The sequence below is a fragment of the Zobellia sp. 1_MG-2023 genome, assembly GCF_030549125.1.
In the GTDB taxonomy this organism is placed as follows: Bacteria; Bacteroidota; Bacteroidia; order Flavobacteriales; family Flavobacteriaceae; genus Zobellia; species Zobellia russellii.
On record NZ_JAUOSY010000011.1, the window covers coordinates 39,569 to 56,691 of the forward strand.

Here is a 17,123-nt window from a genome sequence, read left to right on the forward strand (position 1 = left end):
TTGTTCAAAATATAAGCTTGATACCTAAACGGAATTTTATAAGATTATTGTAGGATTAAACTTATAATCGATAAAATGTAGCATTTCATAGAACTAATCGGCATTTTATCGATAAAATGTACATGCAAAAGCAGAACCTTCATCTTCATTAGAGTATTAATGATTTATTCCTAGGATGCCCTCTAACGTCTGTTAAACAACCCTTTTAAATCAATAAAAATCAATAATTGGAAACTAAAACAGTTCTTTAATGGCTTTAGATAGGCCGTTTTTTTTAAAACAAATTTCAGTCAATCTACCTTAATTTAGACCTATAAAAGTCCATCTACACTTAACCGTAGATGAATGGCTTAAAGCAATAGACAAGCAATACCATCGACGAAATACAATATTAATAGCATTATAATGTTATATTTTCTGACAATTATTCAGGAATGCAACGCACCAATGTTTTATTAATCTTAGCACTGGTCATAGGTATCGCTTTTCACGGGTCTAGTATCTTCTTTACCCTTGAGACTACCTATGACGCTTTGATACATCTATTTTTTGCGGACCATTACGCCAATAGTTGGTTTGAACCTTGGGATTACCGTTGGTATACAGGTTTTACAGTACAGGCCTATCCTCCACTCGTACATCAGTCCATTGGAATCTTATCTTATATTGGCGGACTCAAATTTGGAATGTTCAGCGTAGCATTGGTTGGCATTATCCTATTTATTACCGGCGCCTATAGGTTTGGGCTTCTCATGACAGGAGACAGAAAAATTGCCGGGTACACAGCACTCCTAGCGGTATTTTCTTCCACGTTTGTGGAAACCCTTCATATTTTTGGTCAATTGCCAAGTATCGTTGGTTTATCGGTGCTTCTACACTCCTTACCCGAGATCTATTTATGGGTAAAAACCGGAAAATCCAGATACATAGCCACCAGTCTGTCGTTAATAGCGGTAACCGTAACTTCTCATCATGTTACCCCAATATTCGGCATGGTTTTTTTCATATTCCCACTTCTGGGGATGGCTGTAATGGATTCTGCCAGAGATCAGGTAAATAGTTTTAAGGAAGTTCGTTTTTGGGTCTTTTTCAAGCAATTTAAAAAGTGCTTTTGGAGAATAGTTATTTTTGGATTTTCCTCCTTAGTACTTATCGTTACTTGTATCCTGCCCTACTGGATAAATTCAAAAAAAAACCCGATTACCCAAGTACCCATACCACATGGTTCCCGTGATAATTTTCTTGAGGTTACTTCATCCGGACTCGTGTTTTTTGTTATCCCTTGGGGGATTTTAACCTTTATCCTCCCTTTTCTATTCTATAGGTATTATAGTAGGCGATACATCTTTTTTGGTTTATCTTTTTCCGCACTTACGCTCTTGGGAACTGGAGGTACAACACCTCTTCCACTAATACTGTTGGGTGAAACTGCTTTTAATATTTTGACGTTGGATCGCTTTACACTCTGGGCTACCATAATGGCATTGCCCCTTTTTGGGGAGTTTGCCTACCGTATGGTTGAAGGAGACCTAAAAGACCGTATTCAAGAATATTGGGGACGCGTTTACCACCGTATTCTTGGTGGCGTCATTATGGGCGGTATCTTGTTCATGGTTATTTTCACTATGAGCCTGGGTTATTTTAGACCATCGCAACCGCAGAAAATAAAGATGCAGCCTATTGTTAATTTCTTGAGTCAGGATTCACATGACCATTGGCGCTATCTACCCTTGGGATTCGGAGATCAAATGGCATGGTTATCGGCACAGACCAGAGCTATGACCGTAGACGGAAATTACCATTCTGCACGGCGTTTACCCGAGTTGACCACAAGAGCTATTGAACGTCTTGAAAATTCAAAATTTAGGGGCGTAGAAGGTATTGGTTCATTACAGCAATTTTTGACCGTACCCGAAAAATACAACCTGAAATACATTTTTTCCAACGATAAATTCTATGATCCCATTCTCTATTTCTGCGGATGGCAACGACTGCAACAATTGGAGAACGGTATCATGGTCTGGGAAAAGCTGAACGTTCCGCCCTTTCCAACCATTATGCCCAAGGAAGATGTTCACGTGGCGTTAAAGGTGATGTGGGGCATCATTCCCATTTTAACCGTGCTGATTGCATTTGTGATCAATATTCAATGGATTTGGATCAGGGCATTAAAGGCAAAAGCTTTGCCGCAAGGAGAATTCATGAAGTATGCCATTGAGCACAAAAATTTTCCAAAGAAACTAGTGGTTATAAATCATATTTGGGCCTTTATACTATTAATTGTTCTTGGGTACGGTATTTATCTATTCTATATCAAGAATGTAGACCAAATAGCTCCTACCAATGTAGTGGAAGCTTATTATGATGCCTTGGATTTTAAAGAGTTCAACAAAGCTCATTCATTTCTTAATCCGGATAGCGGAAAAACCATTGCGCAATACATGCTAGAGGTTTCCGTTACAGATGGCATTCTTAGCTCTTACGCCAAATTGGATTCATTAGGTATTGAATTTTTACAGGAAAACGATACCAGTGCACGAGTAAAAGCGGCTACAAGATGGATTACCCCTTTGGAAAGTATAAACAAAGACTATTACCACAGTCTTATAAAACAGAAAGGCAAGTGGTATATAGAACCCTCTTCATTGGATAATGATTTGCCTCCGGACCAATTGTTTACTTCTAACAACACTACCTTCTTTAATCATGGTAGGAGAAAAATAACTACCCAGCAAACGCATCATGAAGATGTATTGAAACAACCAGTTCTTGAGGTGCTCAAAGCCAAACTAGTGCAGTACCAAGGGAGTTATAGCATTATAGGCGAATTGCAAAATGTAGACCATGTACCTGCAGATGTGGTTATAAAAGGAACTTTATACAATGACTTGAACAAAGAATTGGCTACGTACAACGCCAAGGACGTAGCCAAACATAAGTTAATGCCTAAAGAAACTACTACGTTCAGGATAGATTTTGAAGGTATCGCATGGTCATCTACAAAGGATACTTTACCCCCTACATTCAATCCTGACCAGTTTACCCCTATGACGTTTGAAGAACAACCCACTAAATTCAATTTACAATGTGCAGGTAATGTTGCCAATACAGACCTATACAAACAGGTAAGCCTACAGGAGTTGGTTTTTGAAGGCGATAAAATAAGCGGTACGCTATTTAATTCGGGAATACAGGAAGTGACCATCCCTCAACTTTTAATTTCCTATTATGGTGAAAACAAAGACCTTTTGTGGGTGGAACACGAGTTTTTGACCGATGGAGTACGTATTCAAAGAAAGCGCTATTTTGAGTATGAACCCGCTTGTTTAACGGATATAAAACTTATAAACAGCAGCCTAGAGAATTGTTTCGTAAACGGAAGTCCCAACTCGGAAATCAGTAAAAAACTTTTTCCCGATAGAGATACATCGCATGCGGAAGACCAACTCCAACCCTATTCCGGAAATGGTTTTGACTATTTAAAATTTGAGTTGAACAGTTACATAGGGAATCCCAAATGAGAACGCATCATCTACATATTGGTATTTTGGTTGTCATGCTATTTCTAGGGTGTTCAAAAGAACCAGAAGAAGTAAAAAAAGATATAGATGCACATTTTGAACTGCTCACAAATGAAGAAAATTTTATCGCCGGAGAACCTTTTTCCCTAAAATTTAAAGCTTCGGAAGAAGTTAGTCCGCATTTGGTCTTTAGAAATGCTGTGGGCACTACCCTTCTAAACGCTACACATACTAATGGAACACTAGAATTTGACGTCCCCAAAAATTTCTATGAAAAATCGGGTATTTGCTATTGGTCATTAATTTCCAATTCCCAAGAGAAAATGAGCGGGAAGTTAAACATTCAGGTGAACACGAAAAGAGGTACATTTTTAGAATCTTATCTAGGTCCAAGGAGCCTTACGGCCGGTCCTGAAGATTACTCCATGTTCGTTATGGTGGCCACAGATTTATATGACAATCCACTAAACGATAGTACGGCCATTTTAAGTAAAGTTCAGTTTCAAAATAGTCAGTCGGAAAAAGTCTTACGTTCCAAAAACCTCATGGCATGGACCAAGGTACGGTCACCAGAGCAATCCGGTCGTATGCTCATTTCCGCAGCATGCAATGAAACGGACTCCAAAGAATTTACAACCATTATCTATCCAGCAAATCCGGTAGACTTTACTATTTTCTATGAGCGAAACCATGAATATGCAGATGGGAACCAAGTCATTACTTTCAGAACCGATATTATCAGGGACACCTTTGGTAATGTTGCCAGTGAAGGTACTTTGGTTTCCTTTATCATTACGGACGATAAAGGAGCAAAACTTAAAGCTCAGGGTACAACCCTGAATGGAAAGGCGGAAGCACGGTTGTTACATCCTGAACATAAAGCTACTTGGTCCGTTGAAGCTTTTGTTACCGGTGCAGCAAGGAGCAAACCCGTAACAATTGTCTTTAAGGCTTCGGTGACCGATTACGATACGCACTTCTTGGACAATTACAGAACCCTGATTATCGGTCCGCTAAAAAGTTTCATGAATCAATTGGTACCGGATGGAATGCCAATGTCCTTAACGGTCAAAAATTCGGATGGAAAAGTATTGGACGTACTTAGAACCACATCAGTACAGGGAGAAGGAAAATTTGAGCTGTCACCGGATTTCTTTCCTCCGGGAAATTATGAGTTACAGATAAAAACTGCCGGAATAACAAAGACTAAATCAGTAGAACTAAAATGAAAATAAACAGAACTTTATATCGCATTTTTCTGCTGGTAACGTTTTTAGCCCTTAACGGTTTAATTCTTTTCGGCATCAGTAGCGCGTGGACGTATTTGAATACGGGTGCGGACCGTACCTCAATGCTTCATTTGCATGAGGATATTTCCGCTAGCTATTTACCAAAAATAAAGTGGGAGGTTGCGATGAACGAAGGTAGGCCCATGGAAGAACAGACACTAGGTGAAATTGAGAGAGATTACATGAGTGCTTGGCAAGTACGCAACGCAGCATATGCTAACAATGTGCCTTATGGTATAGCCGATTATTATACGGATAGTATGCGTACCGAGCTATTTAAAATCACGGACCTCAACCTTAAAAACAAGATTACCTTAAAGACCACTACGCTAGAACATCACCCTAAATTGGAATTTTACAGTACAGACGGAAAGCTTGTAGTTTTTACGGATAAAAACGTTGAAGCCTATGAAGAAGTGTACCAAAACGAAAGCTTGGTTACCAAACGAAAACTGCTATCGGATTACAAAGTAATGCTTTTGTTGGAAGACGGTTTTTGGAGAATACGGCAGTTGGTGGAAACCTCTTTACCAGAAGAGCCCAAAGCCATAGAATCTCAGGTTCAGAATCTAGACAACTTCCATTTTAAGGGTATTAATTATTACCCACAGGATACTCCATGGGATATGTTCGGTAAAAAATTCAATGACTCCATTATCAAGCATGATTTTAAACTCATGGCCAAAATGGGTGTAAACAGCTTACGAATCTTTATTCCTTATGAATCCTTTGGCAAAGAACATGTAGACCAAGAAAAAATAGAAAAGGTAAGACTCACCTTAGATATAGCAGAGAAAAATGGATTGGACATCATGCCCACACTTTTTGATTTCTATGGTAATTACAGTATTCATGATTGGACAATGACCAACCGGCATGTAGAGCAAGTTGTAGACGCTTTAAAAGACCATAAAGCAATAATTGCCTGGGACGTTAAAAACGAACCCGATCTGGATTTTGAATCTAGAGGGAAAGAACAGGTTTTGGCATGGTTGGAACAGACTGTGGAACGTATTCGCAAAATAGACCCAAAACATGCTATAACTATAGGGTGGTCTAGTCCGGAAGCGGCAACAAACTTACAGGATAAGCTAGATATCGTCTCTTTTCACTATTACCGTGAAGCTCCAGAATTTGAAAAAGCTTTTACGACCTTAAAAGACAAGATAGCCGATAAGCCTCTACTATTGCAAGAATATGGATATTCTTCCTATGACGGAATATGGAACGCTTATACAGGATCGGACGAAAAGCAAAAGGAATATATGGAGACGATTCAAAACGTGGTAGAAAAAGAGAACTTGTCCCATATGATATGGACACTCTATGATTTCAGAAATATTCCCACATCGGTTGTTGGGCGGTTACCGTGGCGAAAAGTCCGCCAGCGTCATTTTGGCCTTTTGGACGATAATGGTGAGAAAAAGCCCGTTTACCATATTTTCATAAACAACCAACCGTAAAAGAGTCGATTTTATGAAGTCGAAGCACGACTTTTTCAATCAAACAAAATTTACATGTAAGAAAACTAGGCTTGATTAGCCCTAAGAATGTAAGTACAATTTATCTTTTGTAAAGATGAAAGCACATTTTCATTAGTCTTTCCTAAAATTATTATTTGCCTATTCTTATTTATGGCATAATCATATAACTGCCGCAATGCGTTTGCTCCGTTCGCATCCATCCCTTTTAAACGTTCCAAGTTGAGCACTATCTGCTTGTCCGACCCCAAATATCTACCAATGTGACGAATAAGAATAGTTGCATTAGTACTATTCAAGTTTCCATGAATGCAGAATATTCCACGTGCTTCTGTAATTTGTAATGGCATATCTTAAAGTTTTGTAGGTTAATTTTCGCTCGTAGTACAATACATAACATAATAGGTATTAATAGACCTAAAAGCATTATTAATGGACTTTAAATAACTGTAAATGAGAAACTTTTATTGTATCCAACCCTGAAAAAGGTTTTCTCAACATTTATCCACTGAACACCAATAAATCAGTTTTAAGGGCGTTATATCTTTGTGGTAAAAACCCTACTTTAATGTTTAAATTTAAATTATTCTGCTTCTTCCTGTTATTATCGCTCTATGGAATAGCACAAAGTCCGCTTCAACCCGGATTTACCCTGTTGGAAGAAGGGGATTTTGAGCAAGCGGAAACTTTTTTTAAAGACTACCTTATAGATGACCCAACGAATAAAACTGCTCTACTCTGCTATGGCCGTGCTGTTGGCCTTAGCGGTGAACCTGAGAAATCTACAGGAATGTTCGCCAATCTTTTAGAAGATTATCCCGGTGATTTTGAAATACAGATAAACTATAACGAATCTTTCCTTTGGGCCAAAAAATTTAAAGAAGCAGAACCTTTGTATGCACAACTCGTAAAAGAGTACCCTGAAAACTTTGGCGCTGTCTTAGGCTATGCTAATACATTGAGTAACCTCCAAAAATATGAAAAAGCTTTACAATGGGTAGAAAAGGCTTTAGAAATACAACCAGATAACCCAAGTGCTAAAACTTCAAGAAAGTATATGAGGTTAGGCTACGCCAATTCTTATGTGAATAAACAGAATTACAAAAAGGGAGAAACGCTTTTAAAAGAAATATTTGTTGATTTTCCCGAAGATAAAGATGCGTTACTTAACCTTGCCAACCTTTATTTAATTACAAAAAGTACCGAAAAGGCAAAATTAACTTACAGGCGTTTAGCTACTTCTCAAAAAGATTCCATTACCGCACTAAACGGAATTGCCCTTGCCGAACATATAGCAGAAGATGACAAACAGGCTTTAACTGTAGCAACGACCGCCAAACAAAAAGTTGAGTTAGTTGATGATGAAAAGTTAAAGGAGCAAACGTATGACCGTTATGTTCAAGCCTTGATATGGAACCAAAAATATGTAAAGGCAAAAGCAGAAATAGAAGTATTAGAAACCAAATACAAGAACCGTAATTGGATTTATGCTTTAAAAGCTATGCACGGTCTTTATACGGGCTCACCAAAAAAGAGTGTCGCCAATTACGATGCTATTTTAAAAAATGACAGTGCATCTTTTGATGGAAATCTAGGTAAAGCCAATGCACTTTTTGCTGCTGATCGTATAATTCCAGCTTACAAAGCTGCATTTGGAACTTTAAAGGTTTTCAAAGACCAAAAAGACGCTTTAGGATTTATAGATAAGTTGAACATATCCTTTACCCCTACTCTAGAAGAACACCTTGCCTATACTTTTGATAATGGTAAAAATGTTGCTTTTTCAACCAATACCACCGCCACAGCACCATTATCCACAAAGTTAAGTACCAACTTATCCTATAACTTTAGAACAACCTCCAATTCCATTACAGATAATAAGGCGAGCTCCCATGTGCTTTCCGCAGGGTTGGATTACAAGTTGTTTCCTAAAACATTATTTAAAGGGGTATTAGGTTTGAATAAATCCAGTTTTGGTTCTGAGTCCTATTCCCAACCCGTAATAGATGCTAAACTATTATTGCAGCCTTTTAAACTGCAAAACCTGGAATTAGGTTATAAACGAGAAATTCAAAGCTTTAATGCAGACCTAATTGAACGGGAAATTGTCATGAACCATTTTGGGTTGAATTATAACCTGGGTACTAATTTTAATTTGGGTTGGTATACGCAGGCCATACACACTACCCAAAGTGACAATAATACCCGTAACCTTTTATTTACTTCATTATATTATAACGTGATGAAGAAACCGGCCTTGAAAGTTGGGCTTAATTATCAGTACCTCTCATTTGCGGAACAAGTACCTACTATATATTTTAGTCCAGAAAAATACCAAGCTGTAGAGATTTTTGGTGACCTTAGAGGGGATTTTTCTAAGAACACCCAATATATGATGAGTGCTGCTACAGGTTTGCAACAAGTGGAAGAAGACCCCAATACGGTAATTTTTAGGGCTGAAGCCGGTGTAACCCATAAATTTTCTAAACGCTTTACCGGTAACATTTACGGGAAGTATAGCAATATTGCTTCGGCCACGGCAGCTGGTTTTGAGTTTACGGAAATCGGGTTAAAATTAAAGTGGCTAATGACCAAAAAACCTTTATTCTATAAGAAAATCGCAAAATAGTATTTGCAAAAAAAATCGGTCTAACCAAAAAAGACAACCTGTCAATTAAGCAAGATTGTCTTGAGACAAAATGTATTCTCACGAACCCAAATTAAAATGAGAATATTTTCTAGGAACTCTAGCTCCTAATTATAGATTTTAATCTTACGTGAAGATTTAGAATTGAAAAGTGTAATCCTTAGAACCAACCGGTTCTAAGTTTTAATAGTTCCATAGGCTAACAATAGCCAGAACAATTCCTATAATAACAGAAGCAAGTACACCTATCAAACGTATAGCGGCTCCTTTTGAGCTTAAAATGTATAAAAGATTTGCTTTCATGTGTAGATGGCTTAAATATTCGTTACAAATTTACACCTCATGTTCAAAAATAGGAAAGCACTTACGATGAATTGCTTTAACCTATAGGTGAACGGTGTAAAACTGTAGAAATAATCTAAACCAAATTTAATCGTCTCATGAGTTCCGGACGATTTGATCGACTAATGGGAATTACCATTTTTTTAATGAGGACACTGTTGTCTTCAATATCAATTATTTTCGTAAAGTTAATTATGTAGGACCTGTGTATTTGTAGAAATGTTTTCTCAGGTAATTTATCCTTTATTTTTTTAAGCGTGGTATGTACGCGATAGTCTTTTGCCTCTGTGTTAATATCAATATAATCGCCTTGCGCCTTAACGACCAAAATTTCATCAAACTTAAGCTTTATAAGCCTTTTGTCTATATTAATATATAGATCTTGAGCGGTATCTGAACTACTCTTAGCCTTAATATCCGTAACAGGAGTTTCTTTTTTGGCGAGTGCATTTTTTATTTTCTGAATAGACTTATTGAACCGGTCCGCCGTTAGGGGCTTGACCATATAATCTACAATAGATTCATATTCATAAGCAGCTATGGCAAATTCCGTATCTGATGTGGTCAACACTACTTTAGGACAATTTTTTAAGGTCTGAACAAAATCTACACCACTAAATCCGGGCATGTGTATATCCAGAAAAACCACATCTACATCTTGCTGATTTAAGAATTTAATAGCATCTATGGCATTATCAAACTCACCAACGACATTTAAATCTGCCACGGTAGAGCAATGCTTTTCCACTATGGCGCGTGCCGTTGCTTCGTCGTCTACGATAATACAGGTCATACTATTAAATGGTTTTTAGAAAATCTTCTATTTTGTTTAAAATTACTAAAAAATCCGAATCCATATCAGCTGTTCCGGCTCTTAACTGTTCTTCAAATGTAACCGCAAACCTATAGGCGTCTTCCATGCTCAAAATATTGAACTTATGTTTCAGTTTATGCACAACATCAGCGGCCAAAGCTAGTTCTTTGTTGACTATGTGTTCTTGATACGATGCCTTCTCCGAAGGAAATTCGTCCTTTAAGATAGAAATAAATTTCTCTTCAAACTCAATATCATCTCCGGATAACTCCTTTATATATTTAAGGTTGGGCTGTTCCATAGTATTATTTTTTAATCGTAAACGAAAAATTGGCTCCCTTATTCTCTTCTGATTCCAATTCTATGGAACCGTTGTACAACTTTACTATTTTCTTGGCCAATGCCAGGCCTACACCTGCGGCACTGTCATTGTTTTCAAGTTTTTTAAACATTTCAAAAATAGAGGATTGGTGCTTTTGGGGTATTCCTTTTCCATTGTCTTTTACCGAGAATTTCCAAAACTGATCTTCATCTTCAAAACTTATGGTAATCAAGCCCTTTTCCAGATGTTTTGTAGCTGTGATTGCATTTGTTATCAAATAGGCAAAAATCTGCTCTATCAAATGTTTTTCAATATGAATTACAGGAAAACCAGCCCCATAAACCATAGATACATTTTCCGGCAAAGGCACGTAACTTTCTATTTCTTTTAGAAGAGTATTTACATCAACATTCATCTTGGATTCCATATTGATGCCTATTGTGGCATGTTCCAGAATACCATTGATTAAATTGTCCATTTTAATCAAATTACTTGATGCCAACTCTATATTTTCCTTACTGTCCTGGGTAAGGGTATTTTCATTATCGTCCTTGATCCAACTCAACAGGGCGTTTACATTGCGAATAGGCGACTTTAAATCGTGCGATACCATTTGCACGTAATTATTAAGAGATTCGTTCCTAGTCTCTAAATCTTGTAAAAGCAGTTTTTTTTCTTCTGAAATTTTGGTTACCTCCTCGGCCAAATGGCTAATATGTTTGGCCAGTTTTTCTACATCAAACTGTTGATCGGAATTGTTCTGAAATTGCTCGCCCGCATCCAAATTTGAATTTAAGCTGTTCATTGCCAATTCCAAAGACGCTAATATTTTTTTCTGTCTCTCCGCTTCTTTTCTTAACTCCTTATTGGCTTCGAACAATTCTTCTGAGCTAATGGCGGTAGCCCTTTGTATCATACTTAACTTATCGTCATAATTTTCATATGACCTTTCTACAGCAGCAAAAAACTCCTGCATCTCCTCATTTTCAATAAGGTGGGCCGGTAGGTTTTTCTTTAGCTGTCTTTTAAGTAGAGCGTGCATTATTCGCTAAATAAGGTTAATGTCATAGTTTGGTTATGTAACTTACAGGCATCTTGGCCAGCAAATGGCGCCATTTCTCCATAAGAATAGAATCCGGTAACCGCTGCATTATCACCAATGACGGATATTACTTCCTCTACCTCTTCTTCCGTTCTCTGATCCATTACCAATTTTCTTCCTACGCAACTTATTAAGATAGCCAGTTCCGGTTTATTTTTTCTGTCCTTCATAGCAAATTGAGCGGCCGTATTTGCCCCATCTGCTATATCATCTACAGTAGACATCATTAATTGCACACGGGCTCCCTCAGGCACGTCTCCCGCCAAGGTCATAGTATTTGCAGTATTATCAATGGTAAGAATGGTACGAACCAGAGGTTCCTCGTCTTCGTTAATGCGTACATTAAGCGGATATAGCAAAGCCGATGTTGGCAATTCTTTTGCTTTATCCCCCAGATATTTTTTATAAAGATCTAATGCCGGCTGACCATCTAGTTCATAAAGTATATTGTTCTTAGATTTTGTAATAATCCGTTCGGGACCAAAAGGGGTCCACCCGCCAAAATTGGCGCTTGTAATTTCTAGGGACTCCCCATAAAACCCGATAGCGATAATTTCGCCTTCCTTTGGGCTTTCATTGTAGGAAGCGAGAGTTCTTTCAAAACGGTCATCATCTCCGCACAAACCTCCCGAAAGGCCAATATTATCTATCCTAACACCCTCAAAACCTTGGATTAAAGCACTGCCGTTAACAGAACTTCCTTCGGATACCAAGAATATATGTTTTAAACCTTCCTTAGGAAATTCCTCAAGAAGAGTTTCGCCTAATTTAAAATCATCTTCAATTTCCAATATGTTCTTTCTCTTTATGGAATATGAGCATTTTTCAAATTCAATAGCGGTCAAGGAGACTGTATTTTCCCTTACGGAATCGCCTATGATTTCACCAGCCGTGCTACCAAACACAATATTTCCGTCCGGAAATATACTTCTTACTTCATCATAAAGCTTGGCATCTTCCAACGCGTATCTATTTCCAAAGACCAAAACAAGAGGTTCCTTTAAAGTAGATTCTACTTTTGATACAATTTTGAACGGTTGCCCCGGTTCCTTTACGGCCTGTTTGATTTTCATTTTTAGCTATTAAGGTTAGTTGGTTCTTTTTTTATGGTAAAGTGAAACTCCGTACCCATGTCCTTTTCACTCTCTACCCATACTTCGCCTTCATAGCGGTCAATTATTTTTTTAACAATAGAAAGCCCTATTCCTGTTGATCTTTCATTTGCTCCGATAGACTGAAAAATTTCGAATATTTTTTTATGGTATTCCTTTGGAATCCCTACACCATTATCTTTTATAGAGAACTGCCAGTGCGTAGTATTTTCTACGTATAACACCTCTACCAGCCCTACTTCCTTTTCTATGTGAACCACTGCATTAGAAAGTATATTCTGGAACAGCTGATGCATCTTTGTACTATCCGCAACAATTGTTGGTAAGACCTTGGGCACCACAAGGGATACATGCTCTGGAATAAAGATGCTCTCTTTGATATTTTCTACTACTTCATTTAAATCAACACTGGAATTGTCCAGTTCCGAATTATTTGCGGTAGAATACTCCAAGATACCTTGAATTAACTTATCCATAGAGGCAACTTTCTCTTGCATTAAGGTTAAGTTCTGCTGGCCTGCTTCGTCCAGTACATCTTTGTAATCATCCTGAATCCATGTTGCCAATGCACTTATACTCCGTAAAGGGGATTTTAAGTCATGGGAAACAATATGTGCATATTCCTGAAGACCTTGGTTGCTTTGTTCCAATTCTTTTACCAATTGTTCCTTTTGAAGTTCCAGTAACTTTTGCTTGGTGATATCTAAATGTATTCCTACAGAACCAATTAGTTTTTTATCATTATCATAACGTGGTGCTCCACTAACTAACCAATGTTTCTTTTTTCCACTTTTATCAATAACCTCCAGCTCGTATGAATCGGATTCACCCCGCATTCGTTTTTCATCCTCGTGCTCTAAAACGTTCTTATTCTGTACCCTTAGCATCTCGGTTCCCTTTTTACCTAGAAGTTCTTCTTCTTTAAAACCGCTCATGTTACAGAAGCTCTGGTTTACCAGTTGTATTACATCATCTGTATCTACCTCTACCAGACCAAGATTCATGTTTGCAATGATGTTTGCATATTTTTCCCGTTCGTATCTCAGTCTTTCCTCGGCCTCACGCTCTCTTGTAATATCTTCTATCATGGCCAACAGGTACTTTAACTTACCGTCTCCGCCTCTAACAGCACTTACGGATGTCTTTGCAACCAAACAGCCTCCTCCTTTTTTGAAGTATCTTTTTATTACAACTGCCTTATCGGTTTTTCCTTCCTGCATTTGCTGTACAACATCTTCTGATCCAGAACTTTCCTCCTCCTTAGAAAAGTCATCCAACTTCATGGTTTTGAGTTCACTTTCCGAATAGCCCAGAAGTTCCGTGAAGGTAGTATTTGCTTTTATGATTTCACCTCCAACGCTTAGAACAATGCCTAAAGGTGAGTTTTCCACAATGACATCCAGTTGCTTGCGTTGTTGTGCCAACAACTCCTTGATTTCCATTTCTTGGGTAATATCTCTAATGATACCTTGAGCCCCTATGGGTTCTTGTTTGGTATTATAAATAAGACTACTATTAATCTCTATCCATTTCTCATCACCGTTCTTAACATTAATTTTTGCTCGGTAATTTTTAAGTGTCCCTACTTCTAAAAGGTATTTGAAAGATTCAGCAGTATATTGAAGGTATTTTTTATGTACAAGGCCCGTTAAGTTAACGTCTTCCTTGGTATTGTCATACCCTAGAAAATCTTTGGCCGAAGTATTCATCTTTATAACGTTGGCTTGCAGATCCATGACTACATAAGGATCTATAATGTTAACGAAGACACCATCTAACTCCGAAACTTTTTCTGTAAGCAAATTTTCTAACTTGCCATTGGCCTCTTTTAAGCGCTGTGCCGTTTCATAAAGCTCTGTAGATTTTTGCTCTAAGATTTTTTCAGCTTGTTGACGCGCTTTTTTCTGACGTTCTAAGGCTTTTTTAAGAAGTTCAATCTCTTTACTGCTATCCATTTTGAACAATATCAAATTTAACCTCGGTTCCATCTTCCTTCAAGAGGTCATAGGTAATTGTTGCCGTACCACCAAAATGTTCAAAAGCTTTTTCTATAAGACCATGTGCTAAGCGATACAACCCCCTAGAAGAAGAATATACCATAGAAATTGTGGTGTCCGTTTTATCCAAAATTTTAAAAGAAGGTAGTTCCGCATCAGGGTACAACTTCTTGACATGCACATGAATATGGTCTTCAATACAATAAAGTAGACCTAGTGGAGTATTGTAATTTTTAATAACCTCAGGATGCGAGTTGGCCAGACCTGCAAAAAGGTATAGACCAAACGCATATATAAGATCACCAACCGGAATTTTAGTTTCTTCACTAAGGTTGGTTATGAGCGTAACCATCTCATTAAATTCGTACGTACCTACAGATGTATAGACACCTTCTGAGGCCAACTGACCATTTTCAATAATGTTATCTAGAGTCTCAAGACCGAACTTAGACTCTACCATTTCCAAAAATTCCGTAAAAACTATACCTTTCATATACTTCTATTTATCAATAAAAGTAGGAAAAGTAGTATGTACTAACGAATTTTTGTTGTGAAAGTCAATATATTGTTAGCCTTTCACTAATTGATTGATGTTCCAATAGTCAAGAACTTTATGTAGTTTGGATTCGTACTCTTCGTATTTCAAAGGCTTAATAACGTAGCCCGCCACTCCAATTTTATAACACTCCAATAAATCCGCTCTATTTTCGGAAGTTGTAAGAATAACTGTAGGAAGGTATTTTAAAACATCATCTGCCCTTAGAATACTTAAAAACTCAATACCGTTCATTCTAGGCATATTTAAATCAAGTAGAATAATATCCGGTAATCGGTTCCCTGATTTCAAGATTTTTAAAGCATCTTCACCGTTCTTCGTTTCAATGATATTATGCTTGAGTTCTAGTTTCTTTACAGTTCGCTGTAATTTCATTACTTCAATAGCATCGTCTTCAATCAATAAAATATCCATAGCCTCATTATTAATGTGAACTACAAAGCTCCTAAATAAATAATGTAATTTTTATTAGGTATAGACGAATAGCCTACAACTGTAGACGAATGGAAAATTATATTGGTTAAGCCATTTACCCAAAGAAACACATGAATGACTAATTACCTAAAAAAACTAGGTGAAATCACTTTTTCTATTAAAAATTAAATCTTGTTATGCAAAAGGATAAAATCAGTTACCTATCTACCAAAGAGTTACCATGATTCTTAAGCTATTTATCAAAGTAGTTTGAAAACAATATAAATTTTGTGGATATTTGCAGCCTGCTTAGATAAATATGGTGTTACATCCGCAAGGTTTGTAAATCTTTAACACTTTGATCTGAGCACTTGATAAAACCCTCATGCGCACGTGGCGGAATTGGTAGACGCGCCAGCTTGAGGGGCTGGTGGCCACTAGGCCGTGGAAGTTCGAGTCTTCTCGTGCGCACATTAAACCATCAATGAGATTCGTTGATGGTTTTTTTCTATCTATATTTCTTATCTTCTCCTTATCTAATCAATTTTTTCCGCAAAAGAGCACACTTCAAGTGAGCATCTTGGGAAAAAAAACGTAATTTCGTTTAACATTTTTACAAAAAGAATGAACACTTTAAAAAAAACCTTCACAATACGGGATCTTGAGAACCTCTCTGGAATAAAAGCTCATACCATTAGAATATGGGAAAAAAGATACAACTTGCTTTCTCCGGAGCGAACAGATACCAACATTAGAAGGTATAGCCTAGAAAGTCTGCAAAAACTCCTAAACATTACTCTACTTTATAATTATGGTCATAAAATATCAAAGATTGCCAAATTAGATGAGAGAAAGATTCCAAAGTTGGTTACGGAGTTAACCTCTAAAAATGATAAGAGTAATGTTATTAATGAGTTTAAACTTGCTATGATCAATTTTGACCAACAGCTCTTTAACCAAACCTATAGAACTCTTCTTTTTGAAAAATCGTTTTCTGAAGTGTTTAAAGAAGTTTTTATACCACTCCTGAACGAATTGGGTCTTTTATGGCAAACAGATACCATTTGTCCTGCTCACGAGCATTTTGTATCTAACCTTATTAAACAAAAAATTCTTATCAACAGCCAAGAACTTCAAGAAAGGGACGCTAGCAACAATAGCACAACTTTTGTAGCCTATTTACCGGAAAATGAAATTCATGAATTAGGATTGCTCTATCTTAACTATGAATTTGCCCTGCACGGGTACAAATCTGTCTACCTGGGTCAAACCGTTCCCTTAGAGAACCTAGAAGAAATAATGAAGACCTTTTCCAACACAACATTTGTGTCATATTTTACAGTTTCACCTACCAAGGACAAAATAGACGACTATGTTTATCAATTTGACAAACTCGCATCAAACTATTCAAATAAAAAGCTCTGGTTACTAGGTCACCAAACCCAGCATATAGATTCAAAAAGTTTACCCGATACCGTAGAGATTTTTAATTCAATGGATAAAATTATTGAACAGCTTTAAAATGA

The 17,123-nt window shown here is 37.3% G+C and carries 13 protein-coding genes and 1 tRNA gene; 6 read left to right on the plus strand and 8 right to left on the minus strand.

Annotated features, from left to right (window positions below; all coding sequences use genetic code 11):
• Positions 1 to 434 precede the first annotated feature (434 nt).
• Genes Q4597_RS17655 through Q4597_RS17665 form a run of 3 tightly spaced genes read left to right on the plus strand, consistent with a single transcriptional unit; the run spans position 435 to position 6,273 of the window.
• A complete protein-coding gene (locus Q4597_RS17655; protein WP_303407413.1) occupies positions 435 to 3,521 on the plus strand; it encodes a hypothetical protein in 3,087 nt (1,028 codons plus the stop codon).
• On the plus strand, positions 3,518 to 4,750 hold the full coding sequence (locus Q4597_RS17660) for a hypothetical protein (RefSeq protein ID WP_303407414.1): 1,233 nt from the start codon (positions 3,518 to 3,520) through the stop codon (positions 4,748 to 4,750). The genes Q4597_RS17655 and Q4597_RS17660 overlap by 4 nt, the downstream gene beginning before the upstream one ends.
• Positions 4,747 to 6,273, plus strand: a complete 1,527-nt coding sequence (locus tag Q4597_RS17665) for a cellulase family glycosylhydrolase (RefSeq protein WP_303407415.1) — start codon at positions 4,747 to 4,749, stop codon at positions 6,271 to 6,273. Before Q4597_RS17660 ends, Q4597_RS17665 begins: the two co-directional genes overlap by 4 nt.
• Positions 6,274 to 6,338: 65 nt before the next feature.
• On the opposite strand, the gene Q4597_RS17670 is transcribed toward Q4597_RS17665, so the two are convergent.
• Entirely contained in the window at positions 6,339 to 6,641 is a 303-nt protein-coding gene (locus Q4597_RS17670; RefSeq protein WP_303407416.1) for an STAS domain-containing protein, read from the minus strand.
• Between the two features lie 218 nt (positions 6,642 to 6,859).
• Between Q4597_RS17670 and Q4597_RS17675 the strand changes: the two genes are divergently transcribed.
• The gene (locus tag Q4597_RS17675) at positions 6,860 to 8,920 is read left to right on the plus strand and encodes a lipopolysaccharide assembly protein LapB (RefSeq protein ID WP_303407417.1); all 2,061 of its coding nucleotides are present in this window, start codon (positions 6,860 to 6,862) and stop codon (positions 8,918 to 8,920) included.
• 436 nt (positions 8,921 to 9,356) lie between these two features.
• On the opposite strand, the gene Q4597_RS17680 is transcribed toward Q4597_RS17675, so the two are convergent.
• The 7 genes from Q4597_RS17680 to Q4597_RS17710 all read right to left on the minus strand — a co-directional run bounded on the left by Q4597_RS17680 (position 9,357) and on the right by Q4597_RS17710 (position 15,597).
• Positions 9,357 to 10,073 (minus strand): LytTR family DNA-binding domain-containing protein, encoded by a 717-nt coding sequence (locus Q4597_RS17680; protein WP_215441832.1) that lies wholly within the window; start codon positions 10,071 to 10,073, stop codon positions 9,357 to 9,359.
• Positions 10,074 to 10,077: 4 nt separating this feature from the next.
• On the minus strand, positions 10,078 to 10,395 hold the full coding sequence (locus tag Q4597_RS17685; RefSeq protein WP_215441831.1) for an Hpt domain-containing protein: 318 nt from the start codon (positions 10,393 to 10,395) through the stop codon (positions 10,078 to 10,080).
• 4 nt (positions 10,396 to 10,399) lie between these two features.
• Positions 10,400 to 11,458: an ATP-binding protein gene (locus Q4597_RS17690; RefSeq protein WP_303407418.1), complete on the minus strand. Its 1,059-nt coding sequence runs from the start codon at positions 11,456 to 11,458 to the stop codon at positions 10,400 to 10,402.
• Positions 11,458 to 12,591, minus strand: coding sequence for an FIST signal transduction protein (locus Q4597_RS17695; protein WP_303407419.1), 1,134 nt, complete (start codon positions 12,589 to 12,591; stop codon positions 11,458 to 11,460). Before Q4597_RS17695 ends, Q4597_RS17690 begins: the two co-directional genes overlap by 1 nt.
• Positions 12,592 to 12,593: 2 nt before the next feature.
• On the minus strand, positions 12,594 to 14,585 hold the full coding sequence (locus tag Q4597_RS17700; protein WP_303407420.1) for a PAS domain-containing sensor histidine kinase: 1,992 nt from the start codon (positions 14,583 to 14,585) through the stop codon (positions 12,594 to 12,596).
• Positions 14,578 to 15,120, minus strand: a complete 543-nt coding sequence (locus Q4597_RS17705) for a heme NO-binding domain-containing protein (protein WP_215441827.1) — start codon at positions 15,118 to 15,120, stop codon at positions 14,578 to 14,580. Before Q4597_RS17705 ends, Q4597_RS17700 begins: the two co-directional genes overlap by 8 nt.
• Positions 15,121 to 15,195: 75 nt before the next feature.
• On the minus strand, positions 15,196 to 15,597 hold the full coding sequence (locus Q4597_RS17710) for a response regulator (RefSeq protein ID WP_215441826.1): 402 nt from the start codon (positions 15,595 to 15,597) through the stop codon (positions 15,196 to 15,198).
• A 387-nt stretch (positions 15,598 to 15,984) separates the two neighbouring features.
• Here Q4597_RS17710 and Q4597_RS17715 point away from each other — a divergent pair.
• A tRNA-Leu gene (locus Q4597_RS17715) sits at positions 15,985 to 16,068 on the plus strand.
• A 153-nt stretch (positions 16,069 to 16,221) separates the two neighbouring features.
• Positions 16,222 to 17,118, plus strand: coding sequence for a MerR family transcriptional regulator (locus Q4597_RS17720; RefSeq protein ID WP_303407421.1), 897 nt, complete (start codon positions 16,222 to 16,224; stop codon positions 17,116 to 17,118).
• Positions 17,119 to 17,123 lie beyond the last annotated feature (5 nt).

Excerpts from the sequence above, each read along its gene's own strand:
- Q4597_RS17655 (WP_303407413.1), top strand. The coding sequence starts at position 435 with ATGCAACGCACCAATGTTTTATTAATCTTAGCACTGGTCATAGGTATC.
- Q4597_RS17660 (WP_303407414.1), top strand. The coding sequence starts at position 3,518 with ATGAGAACGCATCATCTACATATTGGTATTTTGGTTGTCATGCTATTT.
- Q4597_RS17665 (WP_303407415.1), top strand. The coding sequence starts at position 4,747 with ATGAAAATAAACAGAACTTTATATCGCATTTTTCTGCTGGTAACGTTT.
- Q4597_RS17670 (WP_303407416.1), bottom strand. The coding sequence starts at position 6,641 with ATGCCATTACAAATTACAGAAGCACGTGGAATATTCTGCATTCATGGA.
- Q4597_RS17675 (WP_303407417.1), top strand. The coding sequence starts at position 6,860 with ATGTTTAAATTTAAATTATTCTGCTTCTTCCTGTTATTATCGCTCTAT.
- Q4597_RS17680 (WP_215441832.1), bottom strand. The coding sequence starts at position 10,073 with ATGACCTGTATTATCGTAGACGACGAAGCAACGGCACGCGCCATAGTG.
- Q4597_RS17685 (WP_215441831.1), bottom strand. The coding sequence starts at position 10,395 with ATGGAACAGCCCAACCTTAAATATATAAAGGAGTTATCCGGAGATGAT.
- Q4597_RS17690 (WP_303407418.1), bottom strand. The coding sequence starts at position 11,458 with ATGCACGCTCTACTTAAAAGACAGCTAAAGAAAAACCTACCGGCCCAC.
- Q4597_RS17695 (WP_303407419.1), bottom strand. The coding sequence starts at position 12,591 with ATGAAAATCAAACAGGCCGTAAAGGAACCGGGGCAACCGTTCAAAATT.
- Q4597_RS17700 (WP_303407420.1), bottom strand. The coding sequence starts at position 14,585 with ATGGATAGCAGTAAAGAGATTGAACTTCTTAAAAAAGCCTTAGAACGT.
- Q4597_RS17705 (WP_215441827.1), bottom strand. The coding sequence starts at position 15,120 with ATGAAAGGTATAGTTTTTACGGAATTTTTGGAAATGGTAGAGTCTAAG.
- Q4597_RS17710 (WP_215441826.1), bottom strand. The coding sequence starts at position 15,597 with ATGGATATTTTATTGATTGAAGACGATGCTATTGAAGTAATGAAATTA.
- Q4597_RS17720 (WP_303407421.1), top strand. The coding sequence starts at position 16,222 with ATGAACACTTTAAAAAAAACCTTCACAATACGGGATCTTGAGAACCTC.